Origin of the sequence: Kribbella sp. NPDC048915 (genome assembly GCF_040649595.1) — a bacterium.
Lineage (GTDB): Bacteria > Actinomycetota > Actinomycetes > Propionibacteriales > Kribbellaceae > Kribbella.
Map to the genome: position 1 here is coordinate 1 of NZ_JBEZFT010000043.1, position 21,991 is coordinate 21,991.

17 protein-coding genes and 1 pseudogene are annotated in these 21,991 nt (G+C 69.2%); 10 read left to right on the plus strand and 8 right to left on the minus strand.

Going from position 1 to position 21,991, the window contains the following annotated elements; all coding sequences use genetic code 11:
• The 7 genes from AB0B82_RS21500 to AB0B82_RS21530 all read left to right on the plus strand — a co-directional run.
• On the plus strand, positions 1 to 1,191 hold a 1,191-nt coding region (locus tag AB0B82_RS21500; protein WP_360171108.1), incomplete at its 5' end, for a dihydrolipoyl dehydrogenase.
• Positions 1,192 to 1,341: 150 nt separating this feature from the next.
• Positions 1,342 to 3,273, plus strand: a complete 1,932-nt coding sequence (gene sucB, locus AB0B82_RS21505) for a 2-oxoglutarate dehydrogenase, E2 component, dihydrolipoamide succinyltransferase (protein WP_360171111.1) — start codon at positions 1,342 to 1,344, stop codon at positions 3,271 to 3,273.
• A gap of 211 nt (positions 3,274 to 3,484) precedes the next feature.
• Positions 3,485 to 4,372 carry a TIGR01777 family oxidoreductase gene (locus AB0B82_RS21510; protein WP_360171114.1) on the plus strand — a complete coding sequence of 296 codons (888 nt, stop codon included), beginning with the start codon at positions 3,485 to 3,487 and terminating at the stop codon, positions 4,370 to 4,372.
• Between the two features lie 80 nt (positions 4,373 to 4,452).
• On the plus strand, positions 4,453 to 4,968 hold the full coding sequence (locus tag AB0B82_RS21515; protein WP_360171117.1) for a SigE family RNA polymerase sigma factor: 516 nt from the start codon (positions 4,453 to 4,455) through the stop codon (positions 4,966 to 4,968).
• Positions 4,965 to 6,131 (plus strand): hypothetical protein, encoded by a 1,167-nt coding sequence (locus AB0B82_RS21520; RefSeq protein ID WP_360171120.1) that lies wholly within the window; start codon positions 4,965 to 4,967, stop codon positions 6,129 to 6,131. The genes AB0B82_RS21515 and AB0B82_RS21520 overlap by 4 nt, the downstream gene beginning before the upstream one ends.
• Positions 6,132 to 6,403: 272 nt before the next feature.
• On the plus strand, positions 6,404 to 6,724 hold the full coding sequence (locus tag AB0B82_RS21525) for a hypothetical protein (protein ID WP_360171123.1): 321 nt from the start codon (positions 6,404 to 6,406) through the stop codon (positions 6,722 to 6,724).
• A gap of 277 nt (positions 6,725 to 7,001) precedes the next feature.
• Entirely contained in the window at positions 7,002 to 9,107 is a 2,106-nt protein-coding gene (locus AB0B82_RS21530) for a DUF222 domain-containing protein (protein WP_360171126.1), read from the plus strand.
• 1,188 nt (positions 9,108 to 10,295) lie between these two features.
• On the opposite strand, the gene AB0B82_RS21535 is transcribed toward AB0B82_RS21530, so the two are convergent.
• Positions 10,296 to 10,553 (minus strand): hypothetical protein, encoded by a 258-nt coding sequence (locus tag AB0B82_RS21535; RefSeq protein ID WP_360171251.1) that lies wholly within the window; start codon positions 10,551 to 10,553, stop codon positions 10,296 to 10,298.
• A gap of 1,209 nt (positions 10,554 to 11,762) precedes the next feature.
• Between AB0B82_RS21535 and AB0B82_RS21540 the strand changes: the two genes are divergently transcribed.
• Entirely contained in the window at positions 11,763 to 12,002 is a 240-nt protein-coding gene (locus tag AB0B82_RS21540; protein ID WP_360171254.1) for a hypothetical protein, read from the plus strand.
• Between the two features lie 756 nt (positions 12,003 to 12,758).
• Here the strand turns inward: AB0B82_RS21540 and AB0B82_RS21545 are convergent.
• Positions 12,759 to 13,202 (minus strand): annotated as a pseudogene (locus AB0B82_RS21545) (protein kinase); the annotation flags it as partial.
• Between the two features lie 163 nt (positions 13,203 to 13,365).
• Here AB0B82_RS21545 and lipB point away from each other — a divergent pair.
• On the plus strand, positions 13,366 to 14,082 hold the full coding sequence (gene lipB / locus AB0B82_RS21550) for a lipoyl(octanoyl) transferase LipB (RefSeq protein ID WP_360171129.1): 717 nt from the start codon (positions 13,366 to 13,368) through the stop codon (positions 14,080 to 14,082).
• Here lipB and AB0B82_RS21555 read toward each other — a convergent pair.
• Entirely contained in the window at positions 14,064 to 15,452 is a 1,389-nt protein-coding gene (locus tag AB0B82_RS21555; protein WP_360171132.1) for a sulfatase-like hydrolase/transferase, read from the minus strand. The two genes, lipB and AB0B82_RS21555, sit on opposite strands and share 19 nt — an antisense overlap.
• A gap of 118 nt (positions 15,453 to 15,570) precedes the next feature.
• On the opposite strand from AB0B82_RS21555, the gene AB0B82_RS21560 reads away from it, so the two are divergent.
• A complete protein-coding gene (locus AB0B82_RS21560) occupies positions 15,571 to 16,635 on the plus strand; it encodes a hypothetical protein (RefSeq protein ID WP_360171135.1) in 1,065 nt (354 codons plus the stop codon).
• 23 nt (positions 16,636 to 16,658) lie between these two features.
• On the opposite strand, the gene AB0B82_RS21565 is transcribed toward AB0B82_RS21560, so the two are convergent.
• The 5 genes from AB0B82_RS21565 to AB0B82_RS21585 all read right to left on the minus strand — a co-directional run bounded on the left by AB0B82_RS21565 (position 16,659) and on the right by AB0B82_RS21585 (position 21,927).
• Positions 16,659 to 17,615: a LysR family transcriptional regulator gene (locus tag AB0B82_RS21565; protein ID WP_360171138.1), complete on the minus strand. Its 957-nt coding sequence runs from the start codon at positions 17,613 to 17,615 to the stop codon at positions 16,659 to 16,661.
• A gap of 109 nt (positions 17,616 to 17,724) precedes the next feature.
• Positions 17,725 to 18,891 carry an ABC transporter permease gene (locus tag AB0B82_RS21570; protein ID WP_360171141.1) on the minus strand — a complete coding sequence of 389 codons (1,167 nt, stop codon included), beginning with the start codon at positions 18,889 to 18,891 and terminating at the stop codon, positions 17,725 to 17,727.
• Positions 18,888 to 19,769, minus strand: a complete 882-nt coding sequence (locus AB0B82_RS21575; protein ID WP_360171144.1) for an ATP-binding cassette domain-containing protein — start codon at positions 19,767 to 19,769, stop codon at positions 18,888 to 18,890. Before AB0B82_RS21575 ends, AB0B82_RS21570 begins: the two co-directional genes overlap by 4 nt.
• 126 nt (positions 19,770 to 19,895) lie before the next feature.
• On the minus strand, positions 19,896 to 20,570 hold the full coding sequence (locus tag AB0B82_RS21580; RefSeq protein ID WP_360171147.1) for a response regulator transcription factor: 675 nt from the start codon (positions 20,568 to 20,570) through the stop codon (positions 19,896 to 19,898).
• Positions 20,563 to 21,927: a sensor histidine kinase gene (locus tag AB0B82_RS21585; RefSeq protein WP_360171150.1), complete on the minus strand. Its 1,365-nt coding sequence runs from the start codon at positions 21,925 to 21,927 to the stop codon at positions 20,563 to 20,565. Before AB0B82_RS21585 ends, AB0B82_RS21580 begins: the two co-directional genes overlap by 8 nt.
• Positions 21,928 to 21,991 lie beyond the last annotated feature (64 nt).

Sequence of the window (21,991 nt, forward strand, 5' to 3'; positions counted from 1 at the left end):
GATTCGGCGCGTGCGGGTGAGCAGTTCGGGGTTCGTACGTCGCTCGAGGGTGTCGACATGGGCGGGGTGAACAAGTACAAGGACGGTGTGGTCGACCGGCTGTTCAAGGGGTTGCAGGGCCAGTTGAAGGCCCGCGGCATCACGGTGATCGAGGGCGAGGGCCGGCTGACGTCACCGACCACGGTGCAGGTCGGCGACACCACCTACACCGGGCGGAACGTGATCCTGGCGTCGGGGTCGTACTCGAAGTCGCTGCCGGGTCTGGAGCTGGACGGTCACCGGGTGATCGCGAGCGAGCACGCGCTGGGGCTGGACCGGGTACCGGAGTCGGCGGTGATCCTCGGCGGCGGGGTGATCGGGGTCGAGTTCGCCTCCGCCTGGACCTCGTTCGGGACCCGGGTGACGGTCGTGGAGGCGCTGCCGCGGCTGGTGCCGGCCGAGGACCCGGACTGTTCCAAGGCGTTGGAACGGGCGTTCCGGAAACGGAAGATCGCGGTCAAGACCGGCACCCCGTTCGAATCCGTCGAAGTCACCGGCACCGGCGTCCGGGTCACCGTCGCCGGCGGTGAGGTGCTCGAGGCCGAGGTGCTGCTGGTCGCGGTCGGCCGCGGCCCGAACACCACCGGCCTGGGATACGAGCAGACCGGGGTCGCGCTGGACCGCGGCTTCGTCACCGTCGACGGCACATTGCAGACGTCGGTGCCGGGCGTGTACGCGGTCGGAGACATCGTGCCCGGCCTGCAACTCGCGCACCGCGGCTTCCAGCAAGGCATCTACGTCGCCGAACACCTCGCCGGACTCGCACCCACACCGATCGACGAGGCCGGCATCCCACGCGTCACCTACTCCGAACCCGAGATCGCCTCGGTCGGACTCACCGAGGAACAGGCGCGCGAGACCTACGGCGACATCGAGGTGCTGAACTACAACCTCGGCGGCAACGGCAAGTCACAGATCTTGAAGACCTCCGGCTTCGTCAAGCTCGTCCGCGCCCGCGACGGCGCCGTGATCGGCGTACACATGGTCGGCTCCCGGGTCGGTGAGCTGATCGGCGAAGCCCAGCTGATCTACAACTGGGAGGCCTACCCCGCCGACATCGCGCCGTTCGTCCACGCCCACCCCACCCAAAACGAAGCCCTCGGCGAAGCCCACCTCGCACTCGCCGGCAAACCCCTGCACTTCCATGACTGAGATTGGACATCTACCGGGCGACTCGCTGGGCCGCCCGAGTAGGTTTGACCCTGCTGGGAGCGTGTGGGACGCCCGTGACCCGGATCCCGCCCGCTCCAGCGGCACCGTAGGCTGACACTCGACCGATCAGACGAAGGAGCAACGACCGTCATGCCGACCTCTGTATCCCTGCCGGCCCTCGGGGAGAGCGTCACCGAAGGAACCGTCACCCGCTGGCTCAAGCAGGTCGGTGACACGGTTGCCGTGGACGAGCCCCTGCTGGAGGTGTCGACCGACAAGGTCGACACCGAAATCCCGAGCCCCGTCGCCGGCACCCTGCTCGAGATCAAGGCCGCCGAAGACGAGACCGTCGAGGTCGGCGCCGAACTGGCCGTCATCGGCGACGCCGGCGAAGCGAATTCCCCCGCACCCGAGGCCGCAGCCCCCGCCGAGGCCCCTGCCGAGCCGGCACCTGCCGAGGCAGCACCTGCCGAGGCAGCACCGGCCGAGGCCGCTCCCGAGGCCCAGTCCGCACCGGCTGAATCCGCCCCCGCCGCCGAGTCTGCACCGGCTGCGGAGTCTGCACCGGCTGCGGAGTCCGCCCCCGCCGCGGAGTCCGCCCCTGCGCAGGCCGCGCCCCAGGCGACGTCCGGTACGTCGGTAACGCTGCCCGCACTGGGTGAGAGCGTCACCGAGGGCACCGTGACCCGCTGGCTGAAGCAGGTCGGCGACGACGTGGCCGTCGACGAGCCGCTGCTCGAGGTCTCCACCGACAAGGTCGACACCGAGATCCCGAGCCCGGTCGCCGGCAAGCTCCTGGAGATCAAGGTCGCCGAGGACGAGACAGTAGAGGTCGGCGCCGAACTGGCCGTCGTCGGCTCCGCCGAGGCTGCGCCGGCTGAGGCTGCTCCAGCCCCGGCTGAGGCTGCTCCGGCCGCGTCCGCTCCGGCGCCGCAGGCCGCACAGACCTCCCCGTCGTCGCCGGCCACCTCCGCACCGGCCGCGGCAACTGCCGCTCCGGCCGCCGCTCCTGCGCCCGCTCAGGCCCCGGCTCCCGCCCAGGCCCCCGCGGCCCAGGCTCCGGCAGCTCAGGCAGCTCAGGCTCCGGCAGCTCAGGCTCCGGCGGCTCAGGCTCCCGCTGCCGCTGCGCCGTCGCCGAACGGCGCGTCCGCGGACGGCCCGAACTACGTCACCCCGCTGGTTCGCAAGCTCGCGGCCGAGCACGACGTCGACCTGAGCTCGATCCAGGGCACCGGTGTCGGCGGCCGGATCCGCAAGCAGGACGTGATCGCCGCCGCCGAGGCCAAGAAGGCTGCAGCCTCCGCTCCGGCCGCCCAGCCCGCGGCGGCGCAGAGCTCGGCCCCGGCCGCGAAGGCTCCGGCGGTCAGCCCGCTGCGCGGTACGACCGAGAAGATGAGCCGGATCCGCAAGGCGATCGCGACCCACATGGTCAACAGCCTGAAGGTCTCGGCCCAGCTGACCACCGTGGTCGAGGTGGACGTCACCGAGGTCGCCAAGCTGCGCGCGGCGAAGAAGGCGGAGTTCGAGGCCCGCGAGGGCGTCAAGCTGTCGTTCCTGCCGTTCTTCGCGCTGGCCGCGATCGACGCGCTGAAGCAGTACCCGAAGCTGAACGCGTCGATCGACGAGGAGAAGGGCGAGATCACGTACCACGCCGCCGAGCACCTCGGCATCGCCGTGGACGTGGAGCGCGGCCTGATGGTTCCGGTCATCCACAACGCCGGCGACCTGAACATCGCCGGCCTGGCGAAGAAGATCGCCGACCTCGCCGACCGGACCCGGAACAACAAGGTGCTGCCGGACGAGATGGCGGGCGGTACGTTCACCATCACCAACACCGGCAGCCGCGGCGCCCTGTTCGACACCCCGATCCTGAACCAGCCGCAGGTCGGCATGCTCGGGACCGGCGCCGTCGTGAAGCGCCCGGTCGTCATCACCCACCCGGAGCTCGGCGAGACGATCGCGATCCGGCAGATGGTGTACCTGGCCCTGACCTACGACCACCGCCTGGTCGACGGCGCCGACGCGGCCCGCTACCTGACGGCCGTCAAGCAGCGCCTCGAAGAGGCCCAGTTCGAGGTCTGATCTGGCCGCCTGACTTGGCCGCCTGACTTGGCCGCCTGACTTGGCCGCCTGATTTGGCCGCCTGAACCGCGCAGGCAACCCGGCGCCGGTTTCCGTCTCCCCCGAGACGGGCACCGGCGCCTTCTGTTTACTTTCCAGCTGGTTGACTGTCCTCCACCCACCTACCCACGACCCACCCGACCGCCGTCCGTCGGACAAGGAGCAGAGCGGGATGAAGTACGTGCTGGCCGGTGCATCCGGCTTCCTCGGCAAAGCGCTGGCCCGTGAACTCGGTGCCCAGGGCCACCAGGTCACCCGTTTGGTACGCCGTACCCCGTCCGCCCCCGACGAACTCCGCTGGGATCCCGCCGCCGGCGACCTGGACGCGGCGTCCCTCGGCGATCCCGACGTCCTGGTGAACCTCGCGGGCGCCAACATCGGCCGCCCGTGGACCCCGACGTACCGCCTGACGCTCCGCGAGAGTCGCGTCTCGACGACGTCCACCCTCGCCGCCGCGGCCGCCCGCCTCGAGCATCCCCCGGTCGTGATCACGCAGAGCGGCATCGGCGGGTACGGCCTCGACCGCGGCGACGAGATCCTCACCGAGGACTCCGAGCTCGGCGACGGCTTCCTGGCCGAGGTCGTCCGCCTCTGGGAAGGCGCCCTCGAACCCGCCCAGAAGGCCGGCAGCCGAGTCGTTGCCCTCCGCACCGGCGTCGTCCTGGACCGCAAGGCCCCCGCGTTCCAGCTCCTCTCCCTGCCGTTCCGCATCGCCCTCGGCGGCCGCCTCGGCCCCGGCACGCAGTACTTCCCTGTCGTCTCCCTGACCGACTGGATCCGCACCGTCCAGCACGCCGCCGAGACCGACACCGTGAGCGGCCCGGTCAACGTCAGCCTCCCCACTCCGACCACGAACGCAGACTTCACCGAGGCCCTCGCCACCGCCCTGCACCGCCCCGCGTTCCTCCCCGTCCCCGCCACGCTCATGAAACTCACCCTCGGCGAGTTCGCCTGGGAACTTTTGGGCAGCAAACGAGCCCTCCCCACCCGCCTCCAATCCACCAACTTCACCTTCCACCACCCCACCGCCACCGCCGCAATCTCAGCCGCCCTCGCGTAACATCCACCCCCTGGCGCCCAACCCTTTGCGGTCGTCGTCCCATCAGGGAGGGTAGACAGACACCCGAGGGGGGACGAGAGATGGCCGACTCGACGGCGTTCGCCGAGTTCGCGACCAGTAGACACGGCGCGCTCTACCGGTACGCCTACCTGCTGGCCGGGGACCGCGGTCTGGCCGAGGACCTCGTCCAGGAAGCGTTGGTGAAGACGTACGTCGGATGGCACCGGCTCCGCGACCCGAACAACGCCGAGGCGTACACGCGCCGGGTCATCACCACCACTGCGATCGGCTGGTGGCGCCGGAAATCGTGGCGCGCCGAGCGGCCGAACGACGACGTACCCGATCGGCCGGCCGACTCGACGACCGCCGACGATGCGAGCGCGCGGGTCTGGCTGTGGCAGGAACTGCAGCAGCTGCCGCCCCGGCAACGGGCGGCGGTGGTACTGCGTTACTACGAGGACCTCACCGAGCCGCAGACCGCCGAGATCCTCGACTGCAGCGTCGGGACCGTGAAGAGCCAGGTCTCCGACGCGCTCAAGAAGCTTCGCGCCCGGCTGGGCGCCGACGTCGTGCTGAAGGCAGGAATGAGCGAATGAACGACCTCCTCAAGGACACGCTGGCCGAACGCGCCGCCGGCGCCGAGCCCCCGCCGCTCGACCTCGACGCCCTCGTTGCGGCCGGCAACCGCCGGATCTCCCGCCGGCGCGCCATCGGCGCCCTCGGCGGCGCGGTTGCGGCCGCCGCCGTCACGATCGGTACCGCAACCGTCGTCCGCCCGCGCGAATCCCAGCCCCAACCGGCCAAGCCGGCCCCGTTCGCCCAGCGCCGCGCGACCTACGCCCTCGGCAGCACCATCCACTACGGCGACGAAGTCCTCTCCGTGGCCCCCCACAAGATCACCGCCTTCGTCCAGACCGATGCCGGCTTCGTCTTCCTCGACGCAAGCAACAACATCCACGTGGCCGATCGCTCGGGGACCCGGAGCCTGGGCAAGAACAGCTGGGAACTCACCGCGGACTTCCACGGCACCCTGGTTGGCTGGGTCGAGGGTTTCAACGACCACAACGAGTCGGTGGTGTACGACGTCGCCGCGGGCCGCGAGCTCGTGCGGACCGCGGTCGGCAACAAGGTCCCGCCGAACGTCAGCCTCGTCTTCCGCTCACGGATCATCGCGATCGACGGCGGTACGGCGTACTTCGACACAGTCGACGGCCCGTACCGCTGGGACATCCGTGCGAACCGGGGCGAGCTGCTCGCGAAGGTGCCGACGAACACCGTCCGCGCCGTGGCAGCCGGGCAGATCGTGTTCCAGCAGCCACTCGAGCAACGCCCGCCCGCGGTGGACCTGACGATCGCGGAGACCGTGACCGACAGGCCGTCGGTCCGCCTCCTCGGTCAACAGGCGTTTCCCTCCCCCACGGCGGCGTATCTGGCGAGCCAGCCGAACGACGCACACCCAGGCATCCAGCCGCTGTGGGCCGGCCTCCACCTCGCGGACACCGCGTCCGGCAACCGTATCGGCCTGCCGGACCAGACCTATTTCAGCTTCTACTTCGGCCAGTGGATCGACGACGAGACCTGCACCATCGCGGCCGAATACCCGAGGATGGGCACGCTGGACCTCCTCGTCGTCAACGCCCGCACCGGCGCCACGAAGGTCGCGGTGTCGCATTTCACCACACAGGGCTTCAGCTCAACGCCCCCACGCCTGGCGTCCTTCGCCCTGCCGACCGGACGGCCGATCATCGACCTCGCCTGATCAGGATGTCGTCCAGTCTGTCGGGCCGTGGAGCAGTCATTCGCCGCGGCGCTGCGCGCGTCGACCGGCAACTGACCCAGGAGGGGCGCACGGAACCGATGGGCGGACAGGACCGTGGACGCTTCGCAGACCACGGGGTCTACGGACCGAGCGGATGCCCAAAGTCCCCACAACATCTGGCCGTGTCACCACCAAGACCTCACGTGTCAGGACATCGGTAACGGTTCAGGGGTCCTGGCGGGAGCGGGCGTTGCCGACGTAGGTCACTCCGGGTGCGGATCTGGTGTGCTCGGCGAGACATCCACCAGCCCCGCATCCACCGGCCCGGCACCAGCAACCCCGGCCCACACCGGCACGGCTTACAGCAGGTCCTCGTCATCACCAAGGGTGACAAACCGGGCGACACCATCACCGTCACCATCACCGTCACCAACACCGGCGGCGAGATCCTCATCGAGTACACCCGGCCTGCACCCGGCACCGCCTACGTCGGCAACGCCAAACCACCCGGACCCGTCACCGAAGCCCTGAGACCTCAACTGTCACCCACGACCAAAGACATCACACTACGTGCGAGCACTCCGATGTCCTGAGACATCACACACTACGTGCGAGCACTACGTGCGAGCACTACGTGCGAGCACTAGCCTTGATTCAATCGAACATACGTTCTAATATAGACACATGGCGGCGATCTCAACCCACCCACCCCTCCGCGTCCCCTCGCCAACCGGGCCAGGCGCCGTCCCGCCCACGCGCGCCGTCACCCACCCAGATCAACCCGACACAACCCCCGCATCAAACCCAACCCTTGCGCCACACCCAACCCTTGCGCCGTGCCCCTCCCTTGACCCGTACCTCGCCGCGCAGTTGCCGCCCGACGACCTGTACGACCCGGACGACCCCCACCCACCTCGCTTCCTCCCCGAGGAAGACGTCTTCGACGACCTTCCGCCGATGTCGCAAGTGGACGCCCTGGAATGGGAACTCTGGGCAGGCTCCGAACAAGACGACGCCGAGCGCGAGATGCTCCACCGCAAAGCCCCCGCCTGGGTCTTCCTCCCCCCAGGCCCAGAACTGGCCGCAGCCCTGGCACCGGTCCGCCCTCAGTACGAGTCCCCGATCGCCCTCATCGAACTGCTGAAGGCAGCCTCCCGCCTCGAGTCCTGGGCAGCATCTCTCAAAGCCTCCGCAATGGGTTCGTTCGTACGCCAGCGCAAAGCTCAACTCACCGAGATCCCCCGACCCAGCCAAATCGATTCATCGGGCCGCCCCGTCGACCCCGAACGTTCCTGGATCGCCGAAATCGCCGCCGCCCTCCACCTGTCCCACCAGACTGCAGCTCGCCACATCGAGACCGCCGTACACCTGACCGGCACCCTGACCGCAACCCATTCAGCACTACGCTGCGGCGCCCTGTCCTGGTCCAAGGCCCTGTCAATCTCCGAGTCGACCCGCTCCTTGGCGCCGGCCGATGCCCAGGCAGTCGAAGCCCACGTACTCCGCCGCGCACCAGGCCAAACCCACAAGAACCTGGCCACCTCTCTACGTCGCCAGGTCGCCAAGTACACCGCAGCCGAGGACGCCGACAACCACCGCAAAGCGGTCACCGAACGCACCTGCACCATCGTCCCCCTCCCCCACGGCATGGCCGGCCTCTGGGTAGTCCACACCGCAGACAAGATCCAGCAAATGTGGGTAACCATCCAAGCCATGGCCAACCTGGCCAAACGCCCCACCACGGACGATCCAGCCCCCTCCAGCACAGCACGCAAAACACGCGACGTGGACGACTCGAGCACGTCTGGCACGTCAGGCACGTCCAGCACGTCCAGCACGTCCAGCACGTCCAGCACGTCGGGCAACGCGGACAACGCAAGTGACTCGCGCAACGCCGACCGGAACACGACTGCCGCGGATCTCCACCAGCACTCGAATGCCAAACCTGACCACGACATTCGAGCTGAACAAGCTGCCCAGAACCAGCATGCTGAACGGCCCGCCCCGTTCCCCCAGAAACCGCGAGGTACACGAGAAGCACAATGCGCCCCAGGCCCACGGAGTCCGCGGGACGCCCCCGGCTCATGGGATACGCACGGTTCCCCGGATGCATACGGCTCTCCGGATGCACTCGGCTCTCCGGATGCACTCGGCTCTCCGGATCCCGATGGTTCCCCAGCCACTCATGGTTCCCGGGATGCACACAGTTCCCGGGATGCACGCGACCCCAGCGATGCCCAGGACGAACATACTGCGCGAGATCCAGGCGACGCTCGCGCAGAACGCACTGCGCAGCAGACGCGCGATGAACGGACCGCACCGCAACGGCGTGCGGACGTGGTCGCGGACCTGTTCGAACACATGCTGCACAACGGCCTGGACTGGCTGGGCCGCCGCCTGCCCGACAACCATCGCCGACGCCCTCACATCGAAGTACTGATTCCTGTCACCACGCTGCTCGGCATGGACGACGACCCCTGCGAACTCACCGGCTACGGCCCCATCACCGCAGATATGGCCCGCCGTATCGCCTCCGACGGCACCTGGCGGCGACTCCTCACGGATCCCACCAACGGCACCGTCCTCGAAGCCTCCACCAAGCGCCACGACCCGGGTGCACTCGTCACGGAGACCCTGCTCGCCCGCTATCCCACCTGCGCCTGGCCCGGCTGCAACCGCACCTCCCGCGACTGCGACCGTGACCACGCGACTCCGTTCGCCAAGTCCCGCCGTACGAGGCTCAACGGCCTCGTCCCCTACTGCGAATACCACCACGTCATCAAAGACACCCCCGCCTGGGGCTGGACCGCCACCACCGACCCCAACGGCTCCGTAACCCTCACCACTCCCACCGGCCACCGCTACACAACAACCCCGCCCGCCCAGGGACCAATCGCCCCAACCGCCGCCCACCTGGCGCCAGACTTCCCGCCCCACCGCACCGCTCCACCACCCAACGAACCTCCACCCTTCTAAGCCCACCTTCCAAGCCCCACCCTGGTTGGCCCCACCCTGGTTGGCCCCACCCCGGTAAGTCCCACCCCGGTAAGTCCCACCCCGGTAAGTCCCACCCCGGTAAGTCCCACCCTGGTAAGTCCCGCCATCACTTTGAACAACCGCGACGAGGTGCCGGCCGGAGCGCGACGAGGGGCACGGGCGTCGGCGCGTCCGCGCCCGGGTGAGGCAGTTGGACCAGATGGACCACGGCAAGGCAAGGTGCGGGTCGCGACCGCTGCCGTCCTACTGCGTGGCCGCTGCCCTGCCACTGTGCGGCCCCGCGCGTCCCACTGTTCGGCCGCGCGTTCCCGTGGGTGGCCGCGCGTTCCTGTGGGTGGCCACTCACGTTTCACTGATGGTCGTCGAACAGGTGGGTTCGTCGAGATCGAGAGCCGATCGCCCTGGACCAGGCTCGGGAAACGAGCGGCACCCTTGCCGCCTCGACGCTATGAGCGTGTCACGTTCGAGGACGGCCGTAGCTGCCGCCCTTGTTTGAATGGCGTCGCCGAGCGCTGCGCCGTGCGCGGGCTTACTTCGTCACGGGCGAGCACGTCTTGCACATGCGTCGCACAAGCAAACACACAAGGCGAACCAGTCGCGCGTTCCCCAAGGCGAACCAGTCGTGTTGTCCCGACGACAAGCCGATCGCGTTCTCCGGAAGCCGAACCAGTCGCGCTGCCCACAAGAAGGGACCTCACGGCCGTGCCGCAGGTCGAAGAACAGTACGGCCGACGACCGCGGCGGCAGCAGCGTCGACTGCTGATGATGAGTGATGCCCCGCGGCCGCTGGCGCTTCCGTCGAGGCCGGCGGACGCCGGGTGGTGTGCGATTCCACCTCTGAGGGACACCGACGGCGGCACACCGCACATCGCCGGGTTTCCGATAACGATCCCGCCAACGACCACCGAACCCGGCCACACGCGACGATCCGACGGCTGCTGCGCGCAGCGATCCGACAGCGTCTGCGCCCCGCGACCCCACAGCACCTCCGCCCCGCGACCCCACAGCGTTTGCGCGCGGTGATCCGACAGTGTGCCGCCGGCAACGAAACGCGTCCTTGGCTCATCCAAGGTGCCCGCGCCGATCCCGGAACGCTGTCAGCCGCGATTCAGGCGACCGCGGGTGAGCCCTCACGCCCCGAGTACTCAATGCCGGTCGACATTGGCATCACGGCTGAGTGATCGTGCTGATACGCCAGGCTGGCTTGCGGCTCTGGCCTGGCATCGCTTCGGTGGTGCGGATGGCGGCTGTCAGGGTGATCAGTCTCGTTGTCGGGGAGCCGAGAGGCAGCGCGGTTCTGCGGCCGGACCGGTCTACGAGTTGGCCTCCTGTCAGGCGGTCGACCGTTCTGAGCGTGACCGTGGTGGGAGTGCGGCGCGTCAGCGTGATGCTTTCGATGGTGATCTTCAGATTCTCGACGTGCACGTTCTGCTCGCGGTACTTCGAGAGGAGTGCACGGTCGGCCCTCCACGGTGGAGTCTCCGGAACGTACGTCCGGTCGAGGATTCTGGAATCTAGGGTGTTGAACGCTAGCGCTCGTTGTTCGTCCAGTGCCTGCAGCGTTCGGAGCCAGGCAGCCAGGTCTGCTTGTGACGGTGCAGATTCGCTGTGCGGCGGTGCTGTGGTGTGCGCAGTAGCTGGCGACTCGGAGCGTTCGGAGGTCGGCCGGTGGGCGCCGGTCGGGTGGGCCCCTGGCGTCTGCATTGCGGACGGACGGCCCGAGGGCTGACGGCCCGACGTCGGATGGCTGGACGGCAACTGTGCTGTTGGGAGGCGGTTGTTCGACGGCTGGGAGCTTGCTGAGTGCGCGGGCGACTGCTCCGCGCCGGTCGATTGCTGCGCGACTGGCGGACGAGACGCGGTTGGCGAGGTGGTCCGTGGCTCGGCTCCGTCTGTGTGCGAGGCGGTCGGTGCTCCGGATCCCTTGTCGGAGTTGGGCTGTGAACGGGCATCGGGGTTGGCGTTGGCTGATGCGTCGATCGTGCGTAGTACCGCGATGCTGATCGCGAGCACAACAAGAACGCCCACGCCGACAGAGGCCAGTACGCCGTAGGCCTGGTGACCGGAACGGGCCGCCGGTACCACCGCCGAACGACGTTGGGCTGTGCGCATCCGGCGCCTGTGACGCGCGTCCTGAGCCTGCCCAGGTGCTGCCTTGGCCGAAATGCGGCGGAGTGTGTGGACTACGCGTCGCACGGCAGACCAAGGCATTCGACCGCGGGTTGCGCCTGGCGCGCCGCGGGCGGTCGTCGGTGTTGGGAGCCCGTCGTTCGTATCCGTTGAGCGTCGGTGTGGTGGGAGGACTCCCAGGAGTTTGCGGGACGGAGGACTCTCGCGACCATGCGTTGCGGCCGAGGAGGCCCAGGTGGGGTCGACGGACTGCCCGGTCTCGGTCGCCCGGGCGAAACCAGTGTGGTCGCTGCGCATGGCGGACTGTGCAGCCTCGGCTGGGTTGGACGGCTCTGTGGGTCGGCCGGGTGGGGTGGGTTGAGGCCACAGAGGGTTGAGGTGCGGAGGCTGGGAGAAGACCGTGTCCGGTCGTCGGCGGATGGCCGGGCGGGACAGCCGGGCGAACGGTGCCAGGCCCTGGTCGGCGCGGTCACTTGGTTTGGCCACGTGGGCTGGGTCGGCCGCGTGGGTGAGGTCGTCGGCGTCGGCTCGATCGGCCACGTGGGTGAGGTCGTCGGCGTCGGCTCGGTCCGCCGCGTGGGTGAGGTCGTCGGCGTCGGCTCGGTCCGCCGCGTGGGTGAGGTCGTCGGCGTCGGCTCGGTCCGCCGCGTGGGTGAGGTCGTCGGCGTGGGCTGGGTGGCTTTGGCGCAGAGATGGCCCTCCGCGGCGGGGATTGCGGCGGCGGGTCGGGCGGGGGCGTTTTGAGGTGGCTTTGGCGGAAGGTACGGAGGGTTGCGGTCGGCTCGGGTGAGTGGGGGGTGTTGCGGGTGGATTGGCTGGAGGTGGGGCCAGTGGGGCGCGAGAGAGGGCGAGGGGCTCGTCGTCATCGTCGTCTGGCGGGGTGTCCGGGTGCGCCGGGTGTTCGTGGGTGTTGCCGAGGTCGTGGCGTGGCGAGGGTTCGGAGGTGGGCAGGAGTCTGGAGTTGGGTGCGGTCTCTGGGTTGGGGAGCCGGGAAGCGCGTGTGGCTTCGGTCGGTGGCGTCGGCTGGTTCAGGGCGTGGATCGTCGGGGCCCAACCGGCGCGGATGACTCGCTCGATGGAGGACGTGACCTCGGGGTCGGCGGGGGCATGGGATCTGGTGGGGTCGGATGGGTTTGGCACGGCGGGGTCGAGCGCGGTGAGGTTGGGCGCGACGGGGTCCAGCGCGACGGGGCCGAGCGCGGTGAGGTCGGGCGCGACGGGGTCCAGCCCAGTGGGGTCGGGCGCGGTGGGGTTGGGCGCGGCGCGGCGCACGTCCACGGCCGGGCAGGGGTGGGATGTGGCGGCGGGTGGTGGGGTGGGGTTTAAGGGGGTCAGGTCTATGGGGAGGGCTTGGGATTGGGTTAGGAGGCGGTGAGGGAGGGAGTGGATAGGTGGGGTGGTGAAGAAGGCCTCGGGGAATGGGTTGAGGGCTTGGGCGGCTTGGCGGGCTATTTCAGCCAGAGACTTCAGGTCCGCGGCGGGAGCGGCAGGGTGGAGGGCCGCGTCGGTGAGGATAGGGCGGCCGTCGGCGTCGAAGTGGATGTTGGTGGGGGTGATGGCGCCGTGGCTGAGGCCTGCTGTGTGGAGGTGGGCCAGTGCGTCGGCGAGGGGTGCCAGGAGGGTGATCAGTTCGCCTTGGGTGAGCGGGCCTCGGCGGGTGAGGAGGGCGGCCAGGGAGCCGGCGGGTAGGTGTTGGGTGATGAGGAGCCAGCCGGTGGCGGACTCGTGGTACTCGATGAGGCGGGCGAGGTGTGGGTGGGGGTTGCGGGCGAGGAGGCTGAGGTTTGCGCGGAGTCTCGGGCGGTCGGGACGGGCGGTGAACGGGAGGTGTTTGAGTACGGCGTTGCGGCCGGTGATGCGGTCACGGACCTGCCAGACGGTGCCGGCCGGTCCGGACGCGAGCTGCCGCCGCAGGCTGTAACCGGTCAGGTCTGCGAGGTCCATGCCCAAGAGGATGCATCGATCGCGACATCGCCCGTCGAAGTTATCCACAGCCCTGACGTGCGACCGACTCCCCCGGAGCGCTGACAGCGATCCGCTGAGCGTGGACAGCGGTCCGGATGCCCTCGGACTCGGAGGTCAAGGAGTGCGCGCCTACACTCGGGGTGTGAGGGCTATCAGGTATGTGGAAGCCGGCTTCGGGGCCGATGCGGTGGATTACGAAACTGCGTGGGCCGAGCAGCGCCGGTTGCATCGGGAGGTTGCCGAGGGCACCGGGGCGGACACGGTGATCCTGCTCGAGCACCCGCCCGTGTACACGGCGGGTAAGCGCACGGAGCCGCACGAGCGGCCGATGGACGGTACGCCGGTGGTGGACGTCGATCGGGGCGGCAAGATCACCTGGCACGGACCTGGGCAGCTGGTCGGGTACCCGATTGTGAAGCTCGCCTCACATGTGTACGTCGTGGACTACGTTCGGCGGCTCGAGGAGGCGCTGATCGGGGTCTGCGCGGAGCTCGGGGTGAAGACCGGGCGGGTGAAGGGCCGTAGTGGGGTCTGGGTGGCCGCCGACGACCGTGGGCGGGAGCGGAAGATCGCCGCGATCGGGATCCGGGTCGCGCAGGGCGTGACCATGCACGGGTTCGCGCTGAACTGCAACAACGACCTGGCCTGGTTCGACCGGATCGTTCCGTGCGGGATCTCCGACGCCGACGTCACCACGCTCTCCAAGGAGCTGGGTCGTGAGGTGACGATCGCCGAGGCGCTCGAGCCGGTACGGCGGCACCTCGACGAACTGCTCGCCTGGAACGAGTACGAGCGCAGCCCGGACATCGACCACCACGACGATCCGCCGACGGCGATCACCTACGGGTTGACGGTCTGAGCCTCCAGCCCGACCTCTGCGCGCCAGGCATCATGTGAGGCGCGCAGTCCGGCCGCGATCTCAGGCTGCGCCGACAGGTGGTTCACAGCCTCACCGATGTCGTCGCTGAGGTTCGCCAGGAACCAGCCCTCCCCGATCGGCGCGTGTTCGTAGTCGCGCAGGTGTCGCGTGTTCTCGTTGTCCGCGACCCAGCTGAGCTTCCACTCACCCGACCGCACAGCCCACTGGAAGCCGCAGTCCCAGTGCAGTTCGTCATGCGCCGCGTCGGCTGTGCCGTCCAGCACCGGCAGGATGTCCAGGCCGTCGCAGCCCGCAACGGATGCACCAGCTGCGGCAGCCAGCGTCGGTACGAGGTCCATTGAGCTGATGAGAGCGTCCGTACGGCGTCCCGCGGGCAGGCGGCCGGGCCAGCGCCACAGCATGGGGATGCGGATGCCGCCGTCCCAGAGCGTGTACTTCGTCCCGCGCAGTGGAGTGTTGTCGCCGAAATTGCACGTGGAGCCGCCGTTGTCGGTCAGGTACACCACGATGGTGTCGTCGCCCGCTGCGTCGAGCAGCCGGCCGATCTCCGCGTCCATCAGCTCCAGTTGCGCCAGGTAGTACTCGCGGCCGTGCGGGAGATTCGGCACGATCACGTCGTCGTACCACTCGGTGAACGAGCTGGACGAGCCGTACAGGTCCGGTGACCAGTCGCGGAACGGCGGCAGGCCGCGTGCCTCCAATTCGGAGTCCGGGAGCTGCCAGCAGAAGTTGTGTACGGCGTTGAACGCGACCATGCAGAAGTACGGCCGCTCGTCGTCCGCGACCATGAAGTCCGTCGCGCGTCGGCCGAACTCCGCGGTCAGGAAGCCCTCGTGCTCGACCGGTTCGTCGCCCGACAGCAACGGTTGCACGGCCATGTGGTGCGCGGACGGCTGACCGTACGACGCGACGGCGTCCTCGGAGTGGTGCAGGTAGTTGAGCCGCCCGAACGACTGCCCCGCCAGTCCGTACAGCGTCTCGTCGAAGCCGTGGTGCGGTGGGCATGCTCTGTCCCCCACGTCCTCCTGGCCGTAGTGCACCTTGCCGAAGTAGCCGGTGCGGTACCCCTGGTCGCGGAGGAGCTCGGCCAGCGTCGGTACGTCGTCCGGCGGGAACGCGGCCGAGTCGAACCATTGGCCGCCCCACCGCTGCTGGTACCGCCCGGAGATGATCGCGGCGCGTGACGGACTGCAGATCGGCGCGGTCACGTAGGCGTCCGTGCAGGTCACGCCCTCGGCGGCCAGGCGGTCGAGGGCCGGCGTACGGACTTCCGCGTGCACGCCGGTGGCGCTGCGGTCGGCGTACCCGTGGTCGTCGGAAACGATCAGGAGAATGTTCGGAGCGGACAACGGCCCATCCTCTCAGCGGCTGCTGGGTCTGGGGTCCACCTTAGGCAAGCGGTTGCCTGTCGGCGCCCCGCCGAAGTGTCGGCGCGGTGTGGCGGCGGTTCGTCGCTACCTTGGGGTTGTGTCCAAATTTCTTGGGTTCTTGCTCGGGGTAGCGGTTGCTCTGGCCGGTCCGGCCGTGTTCGGAGTCCTCGCGGCGCCGGGTGGTATCGAGCTGAACGCGAAGGGGATGGCGCTGGCCTTCGGCATCGGCGCGCTCATCTTCTGGGCCGTGGTGTCGTACTTCTCGGGCGCCGGCGCGCTGGGGGCGTTCGTCGCCTTCGGCACGCTCGTCTACTGCTGGCTCTGGATCCCGAACCGGACCACGAACTTCCTGAACGACGTCCCGGGTGTCACCAACGGGATGATCGAGGGGTCGAAGCAGTACACGCTGAACGGCGTCGTCCCGATCCTCGGCGTCATCTCGCTGGTGTACGCGATCCAACTGATCGTGCTGAGCGTCCAGCGCCGGCGGCGGGAGCGGGTCGAGGCCGAGCGGCTGCAGCGCGAGCAGGAAGCCGCGCAGGCGCAGCAGGAGGCGGACGTCGCCGCCGTGTACCCGGTTGCCGGTGGCACCTATCAGGAGCCGGCCGCGTACGAGCGCCGATCGGCGTACGACGATCTGTTCGCGGAGCCGGCGCCGGTGCAGCCGCGGAACCAGGCGGACGAGCAGACGCGGCAGTTCCCCGTGCAGGCCGAGGAGGTCGAGCAGACCCGCCAGTTCCCGCAGGCCGATGCCGACAGCAACCACTCCGCCGACGAAACCGTAGTCGCGCCGGCACCCGTACCGGAGGCAGTCCAGGAGCCCGCCCAGGAGCCTGTCCAGGAGCCCGAGCAGCCGGCAGCTTCGGTTGAGCAGCCGCAGCCGGTCGCGGCTACTCCTCAGGCTGCGGCTGCTCCTCAGGCTGCGACCGACGCCCCCGCGCCGGTCCAGCCGGAGACGGAACCTGAAAAGCAGAACGCACCGCAGCAGACAGAGCAAGAGACAGCGCAGCAAGCCGAACAGCAGGCCGAGCAGCGGACAGCGGAGCGGAGGATTTCGCCGCAGGAGCAGATGGGATCTCAGTACCGGGAGCGGATGGAGGACCCGGAGGACACCGGCGAGTTCCACCTGGCCTTCGAGAACCCGATCATCCGGCCTGCCTGAAACAGCGAGAGGTCACGACACCATCAGGCGACGTGCATCCGTTGCTGGTTCGGATTCGCCTGCTGGGTGGTGGCCTCTTCGTACGCCTCGGTCGCCATCTGCAACACATCACGCGACATCTGCGCCCGCGGTGAGTCGGTACTCCAGGCAAGCACGAGCTTGCGATGAATCGGGTTCCCGGCGAGCCGCCGCGTGGTGACATCCGAGGAGAGCATCCGGTACGACGTCGGCGAAACAAGTGCCACGCCCTGACCGCTGGTGACGAACCCCATCAGCACCGATGTGTCCACCGAGTGATGCTCGACGCGCGGCTGGAACCCAGCCGCCTCGCAAGCAGCCCGGAACAGCACATGGAACCCACTGTCGTCCGGCGGCTCACCGATCCACTCCTCGTCACTCAGCAGCGACAGGTCGATTTCACCGTGCGTACGGCGGGCGACCGGGTGGTCCGCGGCGAGGGCGACGTACGCCGATTCCGACTCGACGACCGTGGTGGCTTCGACGCCGGCGGGCAGCCGCAGCTCGAAGCCGGGGAACTCGCGCAGCAACGCGAAGTCCAGCCGGCCGCTCTCGAGCTGCTGCAGCAGGACACTGCTCGACCACTCGACCTCGATGCTGACCTGCTCGATCTCACCGTGGGCGCGGAGCCGGGACGCGATCCCGGACATCGGCGCGGTCGGGAAGCCACCGAGCCGGACCGCGGACGATTCGACGGCGGTCATGGCGGACACGGTCGCGGACAGATGGTCGACGTCGACCAGGATCGCGCGGGCGCGATCCACGGCGTACCGGCCCAGTGCGGTCGGCGTGACACCGGTGCGCGACCGCTCGAAGAGCTCACCGCCGAACGCGGCCTCGATCCGTTTCAGCTGCGCGGTCAGGCTCGGCTGGCTGACTTTGAGCCAGCGGGCGGCCCGTCCGACGGACCCCGCTTCTGCCACCAGGACCACCACCCGTAGGTGGCGCAGCTCGACGTTCATGCGTTGGAACCGTAGTCGAGGTCGAGGCACAGCACACAGCGACCCTACATTGCGGTTTCGTCACAGCCGGGCCGAAGGTTGTAACACCCGGCCCGGCTGCCACGATTAGTCATGACGTTTTGAGCGCCAGCGCTTCGCGGTACCCGAGCCGCCGACCGGTCTGCAGCAGCGTGCGCTCGTACAGCCGCGCGCCGACCCGGACGATCACGACCGTGGTGACCAGCAGCAGCGCGATCGCCGCCAGCGGCTGCCAGAGCGGAACGTCCTCGGTGAGCATCCGTCCGGGCATCGACATCGACGACGCGATCGGGACGAAGGACGCCACGGTCTTGGCCGACGTCCCCGCGAACACCGCGAAGAAGAACGGGATCATCAGGATCATCTGCCCCGGCAGCGTGGTCGACCCGAGGTCCTCCTGCCGTGTCGCCAGCGATCCGGCGACCGCCCACAACCCAGCCAGTGCGACGAACCCGAGCACGAAGAACACCACGAACCAGCCGGCGACCGGCGCGACCACCTCGAGGATGTCGGCGCGGTCGGTGGCCAGCAGCCCGAGCAGCGAGACACCCGCGATCAGCACGATCTGGGACAGTGCCAGCACGGTGTTGCCGAGGACCTTGCCCCACAGCAGCGAGCGGATCGGCACCGCGGCGGCCAGGATCTCGACGACCCGGCTCTCCTTCTCCTGGACGACGCTCTGCGCGATCATCATGCCGAAGCCGAGCGCGGTCATGTAGAACACCAGCGCCAGGGCGATGTTCACGAAGTGCGCGAGGATATCCGGCAGCGGTCCTGGTTCGAGCAGCTGCACCGTGAGCTTCGTGCCGGCGTGCAGCTGTTCGGGCGACAGACCGGCCTTCGCAGCGTTCGCCTCCATGCCCGTCGTCGCGACCGCTTCCCGCAGTGCGCCTTCCACGCTCGAGTCGACGCCGTCATCGCCCACCACGACGTACCCGTCCTGGCCCGGCACCAACGCCGCTTTCACGTCACCCTCGGTCACGGCCTGCTCTGCGGCGGCGCGATCGGCGTACCGCGTCGCCTCGAAGCCGTCGCCGCCTGATGTGGCCGACGCCTTCTGGACGATCGTCGCGCTCGCCTCGTCGACGACCGCAATCTTGTCCGGTCCGCTGTTGCCGACGATCAGCGCCGGGATGATCGTCGCCGCGATGACGATCACCAGCATCACCAGCGTCGAGCCGATGAAGGTCTTGTCCCGCAGTTTCGTGCTGATCTCGCGTTCGGCGATCAGCACCCACGGCCTGTCCACCACGTTCATCGGGTCGCCTCCCGGAAGACCTCGCTGAGCGCCACCCGTTCCGGCCCGAACTCGCGGACCGCGCCCCGGCTGAGCGCCTGCTGCAGAATCGTCTGCTCCATCGAGCGGTCGAGGACCTCGAACAGCGCCGTACCGCCGGCCACGTCGCGCACCTCGATCCCCGGCAGGTCGCGCAGCCAGCCGGCGTCGCTGTCCACCACCAGGCGGTACGTCGTCGACGACGCGGCCGCCAGCTCGGACACGGCGCCCGCGGCAACGACCTTGCCCCGCGACAAGATCACCAGGTCGTCGCACAGCCGCTCGACCAGGTCGAGCTGATGGCTCGAGAACAGCACCGGCACCTGCGGCGTGACTTCCTCGCGGAGCAGGTCGACCATCGCGTCGACGGCGAGCGGGTCCAGACCGCTGAACGGCTCGTCCAGGACCAGCGCGATCGGCTCGTGCACCAGCGCCGCCGCGATCTGCACGCGCTGCTGGTTGCCCAGCGACAGCGTCTCGAGGACGTCGGACGCCCGCTCGGCGAGCCCGAGCCGGCCGAGGATCTTGTCGGTCCGCTCCGCGGCCCGGTCCTGGTCGAGTCCGTGCAGCCGGCCGAAGAACTCCAACTGGTCGCGGATCTTCATCTTCGGGTACAGCCCGCGTTCCTCCGGCATGTAGCCGAAGTCCCGTCGTACCTCCCGCGTCAGCGGCTGACCGTTCCAGCGGACCTCGCCCGAGGTCGCGGCCAGGACGCCGAGGATGATCCGCATCGTCGTCGTCTTCCCGGCCCCGTTCGCCCCGACGAACCCGGTCATCCGTCCCGGCACGACGTCGAAGGTCACGTCGTCCAGCGCCAGATGATCACCGAACCGCCGGGTGAGCCCTTCCACCCTGAGCATGTGTGTCACCGTTCCCATCAGCACGGCCGGACGCCTGCCGCCCGACACTGACCAAGCTAGTCAGCCGAGGTACGTCGGTACGTCGCCCGCAAGGGTGATCGGTGAGGTCATCCGCGGGACGGAGGACTACCCGACCGGGTCGTCGCCCGGCGTCACCAATCCACATTCGTAGGCGAACACGACCGCCTGGACGCGGTCGCGCAGGCCGAGTTTCAGCAGCACGCGGGACACATGGGTCTTCACGGTCGCCTCACCGACGTACAGCTGGGCGGCGATCTCGGTGTTCGTCAGGCCGCGGGCGATCAGGCCCAGGACCTCGCGTTCCCGCTCGGTGAGGTCGGCGAGCAGGTCCGGCCGGTACACCCGCTCTGCCCCGCCGGCGAACCGCTTGATGACGCGGCGGGTCACCTCCGGCGCCAGCAGCGCGTGGCCGGAGTGCACGATCCGAATCGCCTCGACCAGGTCCTCCGGCGCGGTGTTCTTCAGCAAGAACCCGCTCGCCCCGGCGCCGAGCGACTCGAACAGGTAGTCGTCCCGGTCGAAGGTGGTCAGGATCACCACCTTCCCGGCGTCCTCCGCGACGATCCGCTGGGTCGCCGTGATTCCGTCCATCCCAGGCATCTGGACGTCCATCAGTACGACGTCCGGGCGCAGCGCCAGCGCCAGGTCGATCGCCTTCTCGCCGTCCGACGCCTCGCCGACCACCTCGAGGTCCGGCTCGACCGACAGAATCATCCGGAATCCGGCCCGGACCAGGTCCTGGTCGTCGACCAGCAGCACCCGCAACGGGTCGTCAGTCACTCGCCACCCCCATCGGCCTCGCGGTCCTACTCTCCCCCGGGTCGCTGACTGCGCCAGGGATCCTCTCCCCTGGATCGCGGACTGCGTCAGGGATCTGCAGCGGTCCGTTCAGCGGAATCCGCACCCGGACCCGGAATCCTCCCACGGGCCGCGGGCCGATCTCGGCCTCGCCACCGAGCAGCCCGACCCGCTCCCGGATGCCGACGTGCCCCAGCCGGCTACCGACCGGTGCGTGCTTCGGCCGCCCGTCGTCGATCACCTCCAACTCCACGGCGTCACCGAGGTAACGCAGCGTGAGATGGGCGCTCCGTGCCGTGGAATGCTTGCGGACGTTCGAGAGCGCTTCCTGCGCGATCCGGTAGACCGACACCGACACGGTCTTCGGCAGCTCGGCCGGGGCCCCGATCTGGTGGAACCCGACCTCGAGTCCGAGGCTGTTCGCCTCCGCGATCAGCGCCGGCAGCCGGTCCGCGCCCGCCTGCGGCTCCTTCGGGTCCGGCGCGCCGACCTCGATCTCGGGGTCGGCCGAGCGGAGCATGCCGAGCAGCTGGCGCATCTCGTTCACCGCCGTCCGGCTGGACTCCTCGATCACGTTCAGCGCGTTCTTCGCCGCGTCCGCGTCGGTGTCCATCACCCGCCGCGCGCCGCCGGCCTGGATCCCGATGCTGCTGATGTGGTGCGCGACGACGTCGTGCAGCTCCCGGGAGATCCGCAGCCGCTCGTCGATCACGGCGCGCCGTGCGTTCGCCTCCTGCTGCGCGGACAGCTCCGCCGCCTGCTGCTGCAGCTCCTGCCGCTGCCGGGCGATCGCCCACGAGGTCCGGCCCCAGAAGTACGCGCCGAAGAAGTACAGCACGTTGAGCGCGAGCGTCAGGATCACGCCGGAGACGTACGGCGAGAACAACGCGCGGTTCGGCCCGTCGAGGGCGTTGTTGCGCAGCGCCTCGACGAACCCGATCGTGAGCCAGGCGAACATCCCCACGAACACCACGACGATCGCGGCCTTCATCGCCCGCCGCTCACGGGCCCACGCCACCGCCGCGTAGATCGCCATGAACATCGTCGCCTGGGTGACCAGGTTCCCGGCGTACGCGAACATCGCCCGCTCGCCGTTCACCACGAACAGCACCGCGACCGCGAGCAGCACCGGGACCGGCCAGCGGCGGCGGAAACACAGCGGCAGCGCGACCGCCGCGCTCAGCACGTACGGCTCGACGCCGCCGATGCCGAGGTCGACCTGGCTCGGGTAGGCGCCGCGGGCCAGCTCGGTCGCGAACGCGCCCGCGACCGCCATGCCGAGCCCCAGGAGGATGTCGGCACGCTGCTCACGAGCGCTCGGCGCGGGACGTGTCCACATTCTCCTCAGCCTACGGGGGGATCGGCGCCGGGCGGATCATCCTGGGGGTGGAACGGCCCCGTAG

Bases quoted from the DNA above. Each gene is read 5' to 3' on its own strand.
- AB0B82_RS21510 (WP_360171114.1), top strand. From the start codon at position 3,485: ATGAAGTACGTGCTGGCCGGTGCATCCGGCTTCCTCGGCAAAGCGCTG.
- AB0B82_RS21585 (WP_360171150.1), bottom strand. From the start codon at position 21,927: ATGTGGACACGTCCCGCGCCGAGCGCTCGTGAGCAGCGTGCCGACATC.
- AB0B82_RS21570 (WP_360171141.1), bottom strand. From the start codon at position 18,891: ATGAACGTGGTGGACAGGCCGTGGGTGCTGATCGCCGAACGCGAGATC.
- sucB (WP_360171111.1), top strand. From the start codon at position 1,342: ATGCCGACCTCTGTATCCCTGCCGGCCCTCGGGGAGAGCGTCACCGAA.
- AB0B82_RS21565 (WP_360171138.1), bottom strand. From the start codon at position 17,615: ATGAACGTCGAGCTGCGCCACCTACGGGTGGTGGTCCTGGTGGCAGAA.
- AB0B82_RS21520 (WP_360171120.1), top strand. From the start codon at position 4,965: ATGAACGACCTCCTCAAGGACACGCTGGCCGAACGCGCCGCCGGCGCC.
- AB0B82_RS21575 (WP_360171144.1), bottom strand. From the start codon at position 19,769: ATGCTCAGGGTGGAAGGGCTCACCCGGCGGTTCGGTGATCATCTGGCG.
- AB0B82_RS21515 (WP_360171117.1), top strand. From the start codon at position 4,453: ATGGCCGACTCGACGGCGTTCGCCGAGTTCGCGACCAGTAGACACGGC.